This is a genomic window from Citrobacter amalonaticus, from assembly GCF_018323885.1.
Taxonomy (GTDB): Bacteria; Pseudomonadota; Gammaproteobacteria; order Enterobacterales; family Enterobacteriaceae; genus Citrobacter_A; species Citrobacter_A amalonaticus.
In genome coordinates, this window is sequence record NZ_AP024585.1 from 4,500,043 (window position 1) to 4,514,581 (window position 14,539).

At 52.1% G+C, this 14,539-nt stretch carries 14 protein-coding genes; 5 read left to right on the forward strand and 9 right to left on the reverse strand.

Annotated elements, in window-relative coordinates; all coding sequences use genetic code 11:
• Positions 1-14: 14 nt before the first annotated feature.
• From KI228_RS21250 to KI228_RS21280, 7 genes are read right to left on the reverse strand one after another with little or no spacing between them, the layout of a single operon-like run.
• Positions 15-575 carry a P-loop nucleotide/nucleoside kinase family protein gene (locus KI228_RS21250; protein ID WP_061069455.1) on the reverse strand — a complete coding sequence of 187 codons (561 nt, stop codon included), beginning with the start codon at positions 573-575 and terminating at the stop codon, positions 15-17.
• Positions 572-1,009, reverse strand: a complete 438-nt coding sequence (locus KI228_RS21255) for a PTS sugar transporter subunit IIA (protein WP_044257193.1) — start codon at positions 1,007-1,009, stop codon at positions 572-574. The genes KI228_RS21250 and KI228_RS21255 overlap by 4 nt, the downstream gene beginning before the upstream one ends.
• 32 nt (positions 1,010-1,041) lie before the next feature.
• Positions 1,042-1,311 (reverse strand): hypothetical protein, encoded by a 270-nt coding sequence (locus KI228_RS21260; protein WP_042998881.1) that lies wholly within the window; start codon positions 1,309-1,311, stop codon positions 1,042-1,044.
• A gap of 59 nt (positions 1,312-1,370) precedes the next feature.
• The gene (locus KI228_RS21265) at positions 1,371-2,213 is read right to left on the reverse strand and encodes a class II fructose-bisphosphate aldolase (RefSeq protein ID WP_042998880.1); all 843 of its coding nucleotides are present in this window, start codon (positions 2,211-2,213) and stop codon (positions 1,371-1,373) included.
• Positions 2,200-3,567, reverse strand: a complete 1,368-nt coding sequence (locus KI228_RS21270) for a PTS sugar transporter subunit IIC (protein ID WP_042998879.1) — start codon at positions 3,565-3,567, stop codon at positions 2,200-2,202. Before KI228_RS21270 ends, KI228_RS21265 begins: the two co-directional genes overlap by 14 nt.
• A complete protein-coding gene (locus KI228_RS21275) occupies positions 3,560-3,874 on the reverse strand; it encodes a PTS sugar transporter subunit IIB (protein WP_042325486.1) in 315 nt (104 codons plus the stop codon). The genes KI228_RS21270 and KI228_RS21275 overlap by 8 nt, the downstream gene beginning before the upstream one ends.
• Before the next feature lie 11 nt (positions 3,875-3,885).
• Positions 3,886-4,866 carry a 6-phosphofructokinase gene (locus KI228_RS21280; protein WP_042998878.1) on the reverse strand — a complete coding sequence of 327 codons (981 nt, stop codon included), beginning with the start codon at positions 4,864-4,866 and terminating at the stop codon, positions 3,886-3,888.
• Between the two features lie 483 nt (positions 4,867-5,349).
• Here KI228_RS21280 and KI228_RS21285 point away from each other — a divergent pair, with 483 nt between their 5' ends.
• Genes KI228_RS21285 through KI228_RS21300 form a run of 4 tightly spaced genes read left to right on the forward strand, consistent with a single transcriptional unit; the run spans position 5,350 to position 10,060 of the window.
• Positions 5,350-5,796 (forward strand): PTS fructose transporter subunit IIA, encoded by a 447-nt coding sequence (locus KI228_RS21285; RefSeq protein WP_054177409.1) that lies wholly within the window; start codon positions 5,350-5,352, stop codon positions 5,794-5,796.
• A gap of 10 nt (positions 5,797-5,806) precedes the next feature.
• On the forward strand, positions 5,807-7,252 hold the full coding sequence (locus tag KI228_RS21290) for a PTS fructose-like transporter subunit IIBC (RefSeq protein WP_058587297.1): 1,446 nt from the start codon (positions 5,807-5,809) through the stop codon (positions 7,250-7,252).
• Positions 7,242-8,312 (forward strand): aminopeptidase, encoded by a 1,071-nt coding sequence (locus tag KI228_RS21295; protein WP_061069454.1) that lies wholly within the window; start codon positions 7,242-7,244, stop codon positions 8,310-8,312. The genes KI228_RS21290 and KI228_RS21295 overlap by 11 nt, the downstream gene beginning before the upstream one ends.
• Positions 8,312-10,060 (forward strand): putative frv operon regulatory protein, encoded by a 1,749-nt coding sequence (locus KI228_RS21300; protein WP_061069453.1) that lies wholly within the window; start codon positions 8,312-8,314, stop codon positions 10,058-10,060. The genes KI228_RS21295 and KI228_RS21300 overlap by 1 nt, the downstream gene beginning before the upstream one ends.
• Positions 10,061-10,114: 54 nt before the next feature.
• On the opposite strand, the gene KI228_RS21305 is transcribed toward KI228_RS21300, so the two are convergent.
• Both KI228_RS21305 and fdhD read right to left on the reverse strand, forming a co-directional pair.
• A complete protein-coding gene (locus KI228_RS21305; protein WP_042998873.1) occupies positions 10,115-10,327 on the reverse strand; it encodes a YdgH/BhsA/McbA family protein in 213 nt (70 codons plus the stop codon).
• Between the two features lie 128 nt (positions 10,328-10,455).
• The gene (gene fdhD, locus KI228_RS21310) at positions 10,456-11,292 is read right to left on the reverse strand and encodes a formate dehydrogenase accessory sulfurtransferase FdhD (protein WP_044265169.1); all 837 of its coding nucleotides are present in this window, start codon (positions 11,290-11,292) and stop codon (positions 10,456-10,458) included.
• A 192-nt stretch (positions 11,293-11,484) separates the two neighbouring features.
• Here fdhD and fdnG point away from each other — a divergent pair, with 192 nt between their 5' ends.
• Positions 11,485-14,535, forward strand: coding sequence for a formate dehydrogenase-N subunit alpha (fdnG, locus tag KI228_RS21315; RefSeq protein ID WP_080721738.1), 3,051 nt, complete (start codon positions 11,485-11,487; stop codon positions 14,533-14,535).
• Positions 14,536-14,539: the final 4 nt, after the last annotated feature.

Consider the following 14,539-nt stretch of genomic DNA (forward strand, 5'->3'; position numbering starts at 1 on the left):
CGACACTCTACCGTTCAGGTTTTGTCTATCTGTTCGTCTATCCAGGCGATAACGGATTCAATATCCAGCGTTTGCTGTTGATCTACCGTAAACACCGGCCCGAGCCGCATCGGTTCGGCGCGTTCTGCCAGTTGCGCCAGTTCGGGTAGATACTCCTCACCGGGATGACCCGGTTTGCGATCCTGTAAGCGGGTGGCATAGCGCGTCACGGCCAGCTCAGGCGTGATCTGATTCCACACTTCCAACACCTTCTCAACGCCCGCCTGCTGCAAGAGTTGTTGCAACCTCTCGCGAGGCTGAAAGCCAAACCAGGCATCAACCAGCCAGACAACGTTCGCCGGAGCGTGGCCGATAATAGACCAGATCACCTCATAGGCCGCACAGCCCAACTGCCGGTTGAAAGGTCGGTCGATATCCGTAAAGCGCGCCATAAACGGCTCTTTGATCCCATCAATCGTCAGCAATGGCAGACTGAAGGTCCTGGAGAGCTGATGAGTAATGGTACTTTTACCTGAAGCGGGGATCCCGTTAATCAGAATCACTGTTTTACAGTCCGGCGAGAGGTGTCGTTTCATAGCAACGCGACCACCTCTTCCTGGGAACGTGCCGCCCGCAACTTCGCCATGCGTTCATCGTTATCGAGTAAGGCGACAATGGCGCGGATGCCCTCTTCAATATGCGCATTACTGTCCTGTGCACCAAACATAATGACAATGTCGGCGGCTTCACTGTCGGCAAACTGAATGGGCTTATCCAACAGCACCATGCTAAAACAGTTGCGCTTCACCCCACATTCTGGACGGGCATGGGGGATCGCAACCCCTTCATCAAATACATAATACGCCCCATGACTGAGGGTGTTGTCGATAACTGCCTGACCGTATTCCGCTGAAATATACCCTTTTGCGACCAACGGTCTGGCCGCCAGTTGAATCACCTTCTGCCAGTCGTTTTCCGCGACGCCAACCTGAATGGCATCGGCCTCGATCAGTAATTCTTTTATCGTCATGACGACTCCCTAAGCGCTTAATAAACCCGACGCTAAATATTCCGGCGAATAACATTACGCAACTCATCTATACGCACAAAAAGCGAATCAATATCCTGCCGGTGCGTCTGGCTTTTGGCATAGACCGACAGCGCCCGGTTATAGATCAGCATTAATGCTTTCTGTATTTCACCATTACCCGGGTTGCCCTGCAGTTCACCTTCCAGCCTGGCGATTTCTCCTGCCAGAACACGGGACTGTTCATCATAATCTTCCGGCGGGCGTGTTTCTTTTTTCCATAACGATTTCAAAGATTCAAACATAGCGATCCCCCGCCCTGATGGACAACAGGGCAACAAAACATCATTTATTAATAACGGAGTTATTTAAATAACGCGATCTTTTCCATTAATACCTGGGTGACGGCATTATTTGCCGGAATTAAAAACTTACGTACGCTGTCATTCACTTTGCCTTTCTCAAAGGTATTTTTACACTGGTCGACCCACTGTACGTTCATTTCCGTGCCGACATTCACTTTATTAATGCCTTCAGTGACGGCCAGGCGCATATCGTCATCACTCACCCCCGTTCCCCCGTGTAATACCAGTGGAACACCGGTCGCGGCGCTGATCTCTTGCAGCCGCTGATGTTGAATCTGTGCCTTGCCGGTATACAAGCCGTGTACCGTCCCCACCGACACCGCCAGCATGTCGACTCGCGTTTCCTCAACGAAGCGTTTGGCATCTTCTACCGTCGTAAAGCAGATATCCTCTGCCGCCACTGCTTTACCATCCTCTGAGCCACCAATAGCCCCAAGCTCGCCTTCCACCGTAATATTGCGCGGTCTGGCCATCTCCACCACGATGCGGGTATTACCGATATTCTCTTCCAGTTCCAGGTGCGAGCCGTCATACATGACCGAGGAAAATCCGGCATTCATCGCCGTCTCAATGGCGCTGATATCAGAGCAGTGATCCAGATGCAGACAGGTCGGGACATTCTCGCTCTCCGCCAGCGAACGCACCGCATCAACCAGCAGGCGATAACCCAGATATTCTGCCGTCCCGGTTGAAATCTGAATCATTAACGGGCTATTCGTTTTTTGCGCCGCTTTAAAAAACGCAGGCAGCATTTCAATACAGTGCAGGTTAAAGGATCCAATCGCTTTGAAATTTCTTTCCTGGCCGATTTTTAGGATCTCGTTGAAATTATACAGACTCATGAACATTTTCCCCTTTTGGCTTAGCGGATTTACCGTTTACGAACCATGCCAGTGCGGCAACAAAAACAATGAACAACGCGACAAACAGCCAGTTATTCTGGAAGGCGTGGCCTAAAACGAGGCCGGAACTGATGACGTCAGAATCGCTGAACGTGACGCCGGTGAAACCGTAGGTTTCCAGCATCGGCACCAGAATCGCAGGCAGGAAGGTGATGAACAGCCCGTGAACTACGCCGCCGATCATCGCGCCACGACGGCCGCCCAGCGCGTTGCCAAAGACGCCCGCGGTCCCTCCGGCGAAAAAGTTAGTTAGCAGACCCGGCAGGATCATCGCCAGACCAAACATCGGGAACACCAGCATACCGATGATGGAACCGACAGTGGTCGCCAGGAACCCAACAATCACCGCGTTGGGGGCATAAGGGAACAGAACCGGGCAATCCAGCGCGGGCTTTGCATCCGGCACGATACGCATAGCGATACCGCGAAATGCCGGAACCAGTTCGTTGAGCAGTAAGCGCACGCCGCTGTAGAGCACGAAGACACCGGCCACAAACTGAATGGACTGCATGAAGGCATACATCAGATAGTTCACGCCGCCGGAGAACTGGGCGATATATTCCGGACCCGCCGCCAGCGCCGGAATGAGGTACATCGGCACCATCACTACCGCCATGGCGAGATAGGTATCCTGTAAGAACTTGAAATTATCGGGTAATTCAAGGTCTTCCGTGGAGCGAGATCCTTTGCCCACCACTTTAGCCACCGCCGCCTGCACGAGATAGCCAATAGTACAAAAGTGCCCCAGCGCCACATCATCCGAGCCGGTGATGCGCCTGACCACCGGTTGCGCCAGCGCAGGCATCAGCACCGCCATCACGCCGCCAAAAACCCCGCCGGTCAGAATCAACGGCAGTCCGGTGAGCCCCGATTTATAGCCAATGACCGCGCCAATGGTCGCCATCCACAACAACGCTTGTCCGGTCAGGAAGATGTATTTCAGCGGTGTCAGACGCGCGATGATGATATTGACGGCAAAAATCACCATCAGGGTTAACGCCACTTCTGAGCCCAACTCACGGTTAGCTAACCCAGCGATGGCAGCCACATCGGTAATGTAGCCCTTCATACCAAATCCCTGAGTAAAAATATCGTTCAGGAAGGTCAGTGTGGCGACAATAATATTGATCCCGGCCATCATGATTAAAAAACCGAGCAGCGTTTTAAACGTCCCCTCTGCGGTTTTTCCCGGTGATTTCTTTTGCAGGATCAGTCCGAGCATCGCGATAAAGGCGATTAATATCGACGCCTGACCGAGCAAATCTTTAACGATGAATTCAACGAAGCTATTCATAATGAGCTACCTTCAGATTCCGCTCTTTTAAAAACGCGACGATTTTGGCTTCAATTTCGTCTTTGTCCGTGAGCTTATTCAGAACCACGACCCGTTTAATTTCTTCTTCACTGGCATCCGCCGTTAAGATGTCAGCAAAGGTTTTTTGCGTCAGGATCATGTCAGATTTAAACGCCCCTGCTTCAGATACCGTGGTATGTTCGATATGCGCAGGAATTTCCAGTTTCTTTAAAACCGCTTTCGCCGTCATTTCAATAGCAAAACTTGAACCGAGGCCGCAGCCACATACGCAAAGAATTTTCAGCATGTAAGGTCTCCTCAAATAATATTGAGTTGTTTGGCAAGTTTGTAATGATGTCCTTCTGTATCGACCAGACGTTTTTTCATACTTACGAGATCAATCGGAATAGGTTTATTGCTTTGATTTATAATAATCGCTTTATTTTTCATCCCTGACTGGATGCATCGAACCACTTCGCTCGCCATGATGGTGCCCTGATAAATTTCTTCACAGGTCGGATCGCCATTACGTAAACCGTAACCAACAATCGTTTTACGAATGCGCTCGCCAATACGTGGTTCGAGCTGTTTTATCATGGTGTCAATCGCCCCCTGAAAACCGGGAGAATATTCTCTGGTGTAGCCTTCTGAGCACAGAATAATCACGCTATTCTGGACGGTCAGTTTTTGCCTTACCCGTTCCGCTAAGGCATCAAGCGACATCTGGCATTCCGGAATCAGGGCGATATCCGCATTGCATTTAATTGCGGATTGCAGCGTTAATTCACCACAATATCCCCCCAATAATTCCACCATAAACACACGACCAGGTAGCGCTCTGCCCGTATTTCGTAAACGAGAAACCTCCTTAATAATCTGTTCACAGGCGGTCGAAAAACCAATCGTATAATGACTGCCATAAACATCATTATCGATAGTCATCCCCACGCCAAAACAATTAATATCAAATTCGCTCAGGGTATTGAGAAACTGTAAACTGCCGTCACCGCCCGCCATAATTAACACATCAATGTGCAGCGACTTGAGTTTTCTGGCGATCGTTTCATATTCGTTACGCTGCAACTTACGGGTCGTTCTTCCCGAGGTAATGAGAGGTATTGCCGCGATAGAAAAATCGACCAAATCGCGCCATGCCACGTCATGATGATTTTTCTCCAGCAAGCCGGGAATACCACCATTGAATAAGGTAATTTTTGCATCCGCGAGTCGGGCAATCTGGAATATGAAATTATTTATTCCAGACACATCGCCCCCACTAATGACAATACCAATTTTCATTGCGTTTCCTCCGAAGCACCCGTGGAAACATTTTTCCCTGACTTCAAGTCCGCTATTTGCAATGAAGATCACATTATGCTGATAAATTCAGAGGCGAGTAATATTGACAGACTGATTGCATGGTCAATTTTTGTGATGCCAATCACATATAAAAATGAAATTTATCAAAGCGTGATTTTTTAATTCCGTTAATTATCATTTAGTTAATTGAAGCCCCCCTCATCCTTTTTACGCGCCCCTATTCTGTACGTCATATCGAGTTTATAAAAAGAGAGAAATGTGAGAAATATCGCATTTTTTTGCGTCCGGGAGGTTTATCAGCGCATTATTTCTTTCTGCGTCGCGTTGCAAAATGTGGCCTCGTGCACAAAGCCTGTTGATGCTTAGCCGACATTATGTCACTCCGCTCAGACATATTGCCGCTCATCTCAATACGAAAGCATCGTTAAAATCGTAGAAAAGAGGTTTTAACGGAGTCTCTCTATGTCAGAGCTTACGGTACGTTGTATTGACCTGAATATTCAGGGCAACAGCACTTATTCCATTCTGAAACAACTCGCGGAAATGGCGTTTCGGAATGGCGCGATCACCGATCGCCAGTTGTTTTTACAAACGCTGCTGATGCGGGAAAAACTGCATTCTACCGGATTCGGATCAGGTATCGCTGTGCCCCATGGCAAAAGCGCCTGCGTAGAACACCCCTTTGTACTGTTTGCCCGTAAAACTCACGGAGTGGACTGGCAGTCCAGCGATGGCGAAGCCGTTAACTGTTGGATCTGCCTCGGCATACCGCAAACCGGCGAAGACGATCAGGTCAAAATCATCGGCACCCTGTGTCGCAAACTTATCCATCAGGATTTCATCAATCAACTGAAGCAAGGTGACGCCACTCAGGTACTGACTTTGCTCAATCAGACCTTAACTTCATAAGGAAGCGGCTATGGAGTCATCCTTACGTTTAGTAGCAATCACCAACTGTCCTGCCGGCATCGCCCACACTTATATGGTGGCCGAAGCGCTTGAGCAAAAAGCACGCTCGCTCGGTCATACGATTAAAATCGAAACCCAGGGGGCAAGTGGTGTAGAAAACCGCCTGACGCAGGATGACATTGCCGCCGCCGATTACGTGATTTTAGCCACCGGGCGTGGCTTAAGTGGTGACGATCGGGCGCGATTTGCCGGGAAAAAAGTCTATGAGATCGCCATTTCCCAGGCGCTAAAAAATATCGACCAGATTTTCACACAGTTGCCTTCTCATTCGCAGATGTTTACCGCAGATAGTAGCGTTAAACTCGGTAAACAGGATGTCCAGCAAGGCAGTGTAATGAGCCACCTGATGGCGGGGGTTTCCGCTGCGCTCCCGTTTGTGATCGGTGGCGGTATCCTGGTCGCCATCGCGAATATGCTGGTGCAGTTCGGCTTGCCGTATACCGATATGTCGAAGGGTGCGCCGTCATTTACCTGGATTATCGAATCCATCGGCTATCTGGGCTTCACCTTTATGATCCCCATTATGGGGGCGTATATCGCGTGGTCGATTGCCGACAAACCCGCATTTGCCCCGGCGTTTCTGGTCTGCTATCTGGCTAACGACAAAGGATTGCTCGGCACCCAGTCTGGTGCTGGTTTTCTCGGCGCGGTGGTACTGGGTTTGGCAATCGGCTATTTCGTGCTGTGGTTTCGCAAAGTCCGTCTCGGCAAAGCGCTCCAGCCGTTGCTTGGCTCGATGCTAATCCCATTCGCCACTTTGCTGGTGTTTGGCGTGCTGACGTATTACGTTATTGGTCCGGTGATGTCGGATCTGATGAGCGGCCTGCTGCACTTCCTGAACACGATCCCCCCGTCCATGAAAATGGGCGCCGCCTTCCTCGTTGGCGCGATGCTGGCATTTGATATGGGTGGGCCCATCAACAAAACCGCATGGTTTTTCTGCTTCTCACTGCTGGAAAAACATATCTATGACTGGTACGCCATCGTCGGCGTAGTGGCGCTAATGCCTCCCGTCGCGGCAGGCATTGCCACGTATCTGACACCCAAACTGTTTACCTCACAGGAGAAGGCCGCCGCGAGCAGCGCGATTGTGGTCGGCGCCACTGTCGCCACCGAACCCGCAATTCCTTACGCCCTGGCCGCCCCGCTGCCAATGATTACCGCCAATACACTCTCCGGTGGTATTACCGGAATGCTGGTGATCGCTTTCGGAATCAAACGCCTCGCGCCGGGATTAGGTATTTTTGATCCGCTGATTGGCCTGATGTCGCCGGTAGGCTCCTTTTACCTGGTGCTGGCTATTGGCCTCGCACTGAACATTGCGTTGATTATCATCCTGAAAGGGCTGTGGCTGAGACGCAAGACCGCGCAACAGGAACATGCACATGAACATTAAGTTACTTCAGCAATTATGCGAAGCCAGCGCGGTCAGTGGCGATGAACAAGAAGTGCGCGCAATTCTCATCAATGAGCTGGAATCCTGCGTGGATGAAATGACGTTTGACGGCCTCGGCAGTTTTGTTGCTCGTAAAGGTCATTGTGGGCCAAAGGTGGCAGTCGTCGGTCATATGGATGAAGTCGGCTTTATGGTCACACATATCGACGATAGCGGTTTTCTGCATTTTACGACAATTGGGAGTTGGTGGAGTCAGTCGATGCTGAACCACCGGGTCACTATTTGTACCCGCAAGCGATTTAAAATCCCTGGTATTATCGGTTCCGTTGCACCGCATGCCCTCACCGAAAAACAGAAACATCAACCACTGACATTTGACGAAATGTTCATTGATATTGGCGCGAGCAGCCGCGAAGAGGTAGAAAAGCGCGGTATTGCGATCGGTGACTTCATTAGCCCAGAGGCGAACTTTGCCTGCTGGGGCGACGACAAAATCGTCGGCAAAGCACTGGATAATCGTGTCGGCTGCGCCCTGATGGCAGAACTTTTGCAGTCCGTCGATAATCCTAATATCACCCTCTATGGCGTGGGCAGTGTGGAGGAAGAGGTGGGGCTGCGCGGCGCGCAAACCTCAGCAGAACACATCAGGCCCGACGTGGTTATCGTCCTGGATACTGCTGTTGCTGGTGATGTCCCTGGAATCGACAACACCAAATACCCATTGAAACTGGGTGAAGGTCCAGGGCTCATGCTGTTTGATAAACGTTATTTCCCAAATCAACAGCTGGTCGCTGCATTAAGGACGAGTGCAGAAAACAGTGGCGCCCCTTTACAGTTCTGTACCATGAAAACCGGAGCAACAGACGGTGGACGCTACAATGTGATGGGTGGCGGGCGCCCCGTTGCAGCACTCTGTTTGCCCACCCGCTATCTGCATGCCAATAGCGGCATGATTTCTGCAAAAGATTATGATGCATTGTTTACGTTAGTCCGTGAGCTGCTGACTTCATTGACGGCAGAGCAGATCAAAACTTTCACCGACTTTCGCCGGGTGATCTGATGCTCAGTGAACGCCAGTTAACGCTTGTCGACCTTCTTGAACAACGGCCTAACTCACTCAGCGAGCTGGCGCGGCAAACTGGCGTTTCAGGTAGAACAATCCTGCGCGATATTGATTACATCAATTTTACCCTCAGCGGGAAAGCGCGCATTCAGCCTGGTGGCAGTGCGGGTTACCAACTGGACATTATCGACCGGCGCAGCTTTTTTCAGCTTTTACAACGCCATGATAACGACGATCGTTTGCTGGCACTTCTGCTGCTCAATACCTTTACCCCCCGCGTACAACTGGCTTCTTCGCTTAATTTGCCGGAAACCTGGGTCGCAGACCGTCTGTCGCGACTGAAGCAACGCTATGAGCGTGCATTTTGTCTTTCCAGCCGCCCCGGTGTGGGCCATTTCGTTGATGAACCAGAAGAAAAACGGATTGTCCTGCTGGCGAACCTGCTCAAAAAAGACCCGCTGTTAATTCCTCTCCCCGGCGTGACGCGAGACACTATCGAACGACTTACCAGCGCATGTGAACATCTTCTTGCTGAGTTCCCACTGACGTCGGGTGAATACCTCGCCAGTCTGGTGCTGGCGGTCTATGCACTGCGTAATCAACTCTCGGGCACATGGCCTGAATGTCGGCATACAGTGTTAAAAAATGCCGTAGAACAGGGCGGGATCTATCTTGGCGAGAACGCGTTCAAAACGCTGCACGGACTGCTGGATAAACAGCAACAACAGGCCATGACCCTGTCTGCCGATACCGTGATTGCTTTACTACAACGCGTACCTGGCGTCGCCACTTTGAACCTTATCGATACGCAACTGGTTGAAAATATCACGGGTCACCTGCTGAGATGCGTTTCGGCCCCCGTTTGGGTACCGGAACATCGCCAGAGCAGCATGAATAACCTGAAAGCGGCCTGGCCCGCTGCATTTGACATGAGCCTGCGCTTCATTGCGCTACTGCGGGAACAGTTAGAAATTCCGCTGTTTGACAGTGATCTGATCGGGCTCTATTTCGCCTGTGCGCTGGAGCGGCACCAAAATGAGCGTCAACCCATCATTTTATTATCCGATCAAAATGCGATTGCCACCATAAATCAGCAGGCTATTGAACGTGATGTATTGAATTGTCGGGTGATCATTGCACGCACTCCCAGTGATGTATACGCGATAAGACAAGAAGTTGATCCCCTGTTGATCGTCAATAACAGCCACTATTTATTGGATGACTCATTAAAAAATGTCCTGACTATTAAAAATATTATTTCCGCAGTCGGGTCCGAACAAATCAAAAATTTTCTTGCCACGGCGTTTATTCGTCAGCAACCGGAGCGCTTCTTCTCTGAGCCGGGCAGCTTTCACTATATGAATCTCGCCGACGAAACCTGGCATCACATTACCCATCAGATTTGCGACAAACTCGTGGCGCAGGAACATATCACCCGTGATGAAGCACTGCGGATATGCGCCCGCGAAGATGAAGGCGAAAACCTGATTATCAATCATCTGGCGATCCCCCACTGCTGGAGCGAACAGAAGCGTCACTTTCGCGGGTTCTTTATTACTCTGGCGCATCCCGTACAGGTCAATAATGAACCGGTCAGCCATGTACTGATTGCTTGCGCTGCCGCTGACGCACGTCACGAATTAAAGATCTTCAGCTATCTGGCCAGCGTGCTGTGTCAGCATCCCGCCGAAACCATTTGTGAGTTAACGGGATATGACGCGTTTATGTCGTTGTTAAAACAATAATGACAGACACAAAAAAAGCGCCTCAAGGGCGCTCTTTCGACAATGGAGATGAACTTATTTCAGCAGTTCCGCCGTCATGTGCACGCGGTTACCGGTGTAAGCCTGAGTGATTTTATAGGAGCTTGCACCAGCCTGTTCAGCCTGAGCGGCGATTTTTGCTTCAGCACTTTCCAGAGTAGAACCGGTCGCGGTCACAGACTGGGCAGCAAAAGAACCGAAAGAGGTAGCGAGAGCGATAACTGCGACAAAAGTTTTGATGCTTTTCATGATATAAACCCTTTAACTTAGTTGTTTAAGTAAGGCACCGTGCCTTGATGTGATAAATAATAGGCCGTTACTCAGACAACTAAAAGCGGAAGGATTTGCCCGTCTCATTCAAATTAATTGAATCAAAATCACTCAGCGATTAAACGCTGCGGATGAGTATAAATGGTCGCCCTGCCTGGCTTACAGAACCCCACCAGCGTCAGATTGCAGCGCTCAGCGACTTCCACCGCCAGCGTGGTGGCAGCAGAGACCGCAAACAGAATCTCAACGCCGCACATCGCAGACTTCTGCACCATCTCATAGCTTGCGCGACTGGAAACCAGCGCCGCTCCCGGCACCCAGCTTTCGCCTTCGGCGGCACGGCGCCCCAGCAGTTTATCCAGCGCAACATGCCGACCGACATCTTCATGTCCGCCCGCCAGTTCACCCGATGGCATCACCCACGCCGCAGCGTGCGTACACCCGGTGAGCTGCCCCACAGGCTGAAAATCTTTCAGATGTCTTAATGCGTGATCAAGTCTGGAGAGGTTAAAAGTCTGGGTGAACGGCAGCGGCTGCACCGGTTTACCGATGTCATTGAGCTGCTCAACCCCGCACACGCCACAGCCGGTGCGTCCGGCCAACGCGCGACGGCGTTCTTTCAGCCCCATAAAACGGCGACTGGAAAGCTCGATCTGGACTTCAAGTCCATTACAGGAGGGAACCACATCCATGCCATAGATCTCGCGCGGGCTGTCAATGATCCCCTCAGACAAGGAAAAACCGACTGCAAAATGTTCCAGATCCTTCGGCGAGGCCATCATGACAACATGAGAAATGCCGTTATAAACCAGCGCCACGGGCACCTCTTCAGCGACCTCATCCGGCTGAGGGTGATGCAAATCCTCACGCTTCCAAAGGTTAACCTGGCGAGAGCTTGTGACATTAATCACATTTCCGACTTCTTTTGGATGTATCTTATTCACTTTCTTTTAACCGTATAAGAACACACGTACCAACATTGTGGTATTCTGTCGCAAGCCCCTCCTGGATGGGGGGAATTAACCCAATTCTGGACCTTTGCGGTCCCGTCCGCAAAGAAAAATAACAACCACACCCTGAGCGCTCACCAACATGAATGTGAAAGGGATGTGACAATGTCGAAAAAGGAGCAAACCATGCAGGTCAGCAGAAGGCAGTTCTTTAAGATCTGCGCTGGCGGTATGGCAGGCACCACGGCGGCAGCACTGGGCTTCGCGCCCGGCGTAGCGCTCGCGGAAACCCGGCAATATAAACTGCTGCGCACCCGCGAAACCCGTAATACCTGCACTTACTGTTCCGTTGGTTGTGGGCTGTTGATGTACAGCCTCGGCGACGGTGCAAAAAACGCCAAAGCGTCAATCTTCCATATCGAAGGTGACCCGGACCATCCGGTCAACCGTGGTGCGCTCTGCCCGAAAGGGGCCGGTCTGGTGGACTTCATCCACTCCGAAAGTCGCCTCAAATTCCCGGAATACCGCGCGCCAGGCTCGGATAAATGGCAACAAATCAGTTGGGATGAGGCATTTGACCGCATCGCGAAACTGATGAAAGAAGACCGCGATGCCAACTACATTGCGCAAAACGCTGAAGGCGTTACCGTTAACCGCTGGCTGTCTACCGGGATGCTGTGTGCTTCCGCGTCCAGTAACGAAACCGGCTTTTTAACGCAAAAATTCACCCGCGCGCTCGGTATGCTCGCGGTCGACAACCAGGCGCGTGTCTGACACGGACCAACGGTAGCAAGTCTTGCTCCAACATTTGGTCGCGGTGCGATGACCAACCACTGGGTCGACATTAAGAACGCCAACCTCGTCGTGGTGATGGGCGGTAACGCCGCTGAAGCACACCCGGTCGGGTTCCGCTGGGCGATGGAAGCGAAGATTCACAACGGCGCGAAGCTGATTGTGATCGATCCGCGTTTCACGCGTACGGCGTCGGTGGCCGATTTCTATGCCCCAATCCGTTCTGGTACTGACATTGCCTTCCTGTCAGGCGTGATGCTGTACCTGCTGACGAACGAAAAATATAACCGCGAATACACCGAGGCCTACACCAACGCCAGCCTGATCGTGCGTGAAGATTTCGGCTTCGAAGATGGCCTGTTCACTGGCTATAACGCGGATCAACGCAAGTACGACAAGACCAGTTGGAACTATGAGCTGGACGAAGAGGGCTTTGCCAAACGCGATACCACCCTGCAACACCCGCGCTGCGTCTGGAACCTGCTGAAACAGCACGTCTCCCGCTACACGCCGGACGTGGTGGAAAATATCTGCGGTACGCCAAAAGCCGACTTCCTGAAAGTCTGCGAGTACATTGCGGAAACCAGCGCGAAAGACAAAACCGCATCGTTCCTGTATGCCCTCGGCTGGACACAGCACTCCATCGGTTCGCAGAACATTCGTACCATGGCGATGATCCAGTTGCTGCTTGGCAACATGGGGATGGCAGGCGGCGGCGTTAACGCCCTGCGCGGCCACTCCAACATTCAGGGGCTGACAGACTTAGGCCTGCTGTCACAAAGCCTGCCGGGTTACCTGACGCTACCGAATGAAAAACAGCCGGACCTGCAAACGTATCTGGCCGCGAACACGCCAAAACCGCTGTTGAAAGACCAGGTCAACTACTGGGGCAACTACCCGAAATTCTTCGTTTCGTTGATGAAGGCCTTCTACGGCGATAAAGCGACAGCGGAAAATAGCTGGGGCTTTGACTTCTTGCCGAAGTGGGACAAAGGGTACGACGTGCTGCAGTACTTCGAGATGATGAAAGAGGGTAAGGTCAATGGCTATATCTGCCAGGGCTTCAACCCGGTTGCCTCATTCCCGAACAAAAACAAGACGATCGCATCACTGTCCAAACTGAAGTTCCTGGTGACGATCGATCCGCTCAACACCGAGACCTCCACCTTCTGGCAAAACCACGGTGAGTCAAACGATGTGGATCCGTCGAAAATCCAGACCGAAGTGTTCCGCCTGCCGTCCACCTGCTTCGCCGAAGAGAACGGCTCGATCGTGAACTCCGGTCGCTGGCTGCAGTGGCACTGGAAAGGCGCAGACGCCCCGGGGATCGCGGTCACCGACGGCGAAATCCTGGCCGGTATCTTCCTGCGCCTGCGCAAAATGTATGCTGAGCAGAGCGGTGCCAACCCGGAACAGGTGCTGAGCATGACCTGGAACTACTCCACCCCACATGAACCGGCATCGGAAGAAGTGGCGATGGAGAGTAACGGGAAAGCGCTGGCCGATCTCATCGACCCGGCAACGGGCGCAGTGATCGTCAAGAAAGGCCAACAGCTCAGCTCGTTTGCTCAGTTGCGTGACGACGGCACCACCTCCAGTGGCTGCTGGATTTTCGCCGGTAGCTGGACGCCGGAAGGCAACCAGATGGCGCGTCGCGATAACGCCGATCCGTCCGGTCTGGGCAATACGCTGGGCTGGGCATGGGCATGGCCGTTGAACCGCCGCATCCTGTACAACCGTGCTTCCGCTGACCCGCAGGGTAATCCGTGGGATCCAAAGCGCCAGATCCTGAAATGGGACGGCGCAAAATGGAGCGGGATGGACATTCCGGACTACAGCGCCGCCGCGCCAGGCAGCGACGTCGGGCCGTTCATCATGCAACCGGAAGGGATGGGACGTCTGTTCGCTCTCGACAAGATGGCGGAAGGTCCATTCCCGGAACACTACGAACCGTTTGAAACGCCGCTGGGTACCAACCCGCTGCACCCGAACGTGATCTCCAACCCTGCCGCCCGTATCTTTAAGGGCGACGCCGAAGCGCTGGGTAAAGCCGATAAGTTCCCGTACGTCGGAACCACTTACCGTCTGACCGAGCACTTCCACTACTGGACCAAGCATGCGCTGCTTAACGCTATCGCGCAGCCGGAACAATTTGTGGAGATCGGCGAGACGCTGGCGAACAAGCTCGGTATCGCCCATGGCGACACTGTTAAAGTCTCCTCTAACCGCGGCTATATCAAAGCCAAAGCAGTGGTGACTAAGCGTATTCGCACGCTGAAGGCAGACGGTAAGGATATCGATACTATCGGTATTCCGATTCACTGGGGCTATGAAGGTGTGGCGAAGAAAGGGTTTATTGCGAACACCCTGACGCCATCGGTGGGCGATGCAAACTCACAAACGCCGGAATTTAAGTCCTTCCTGGTGAACGTGGAAAAGGTGTAACGGA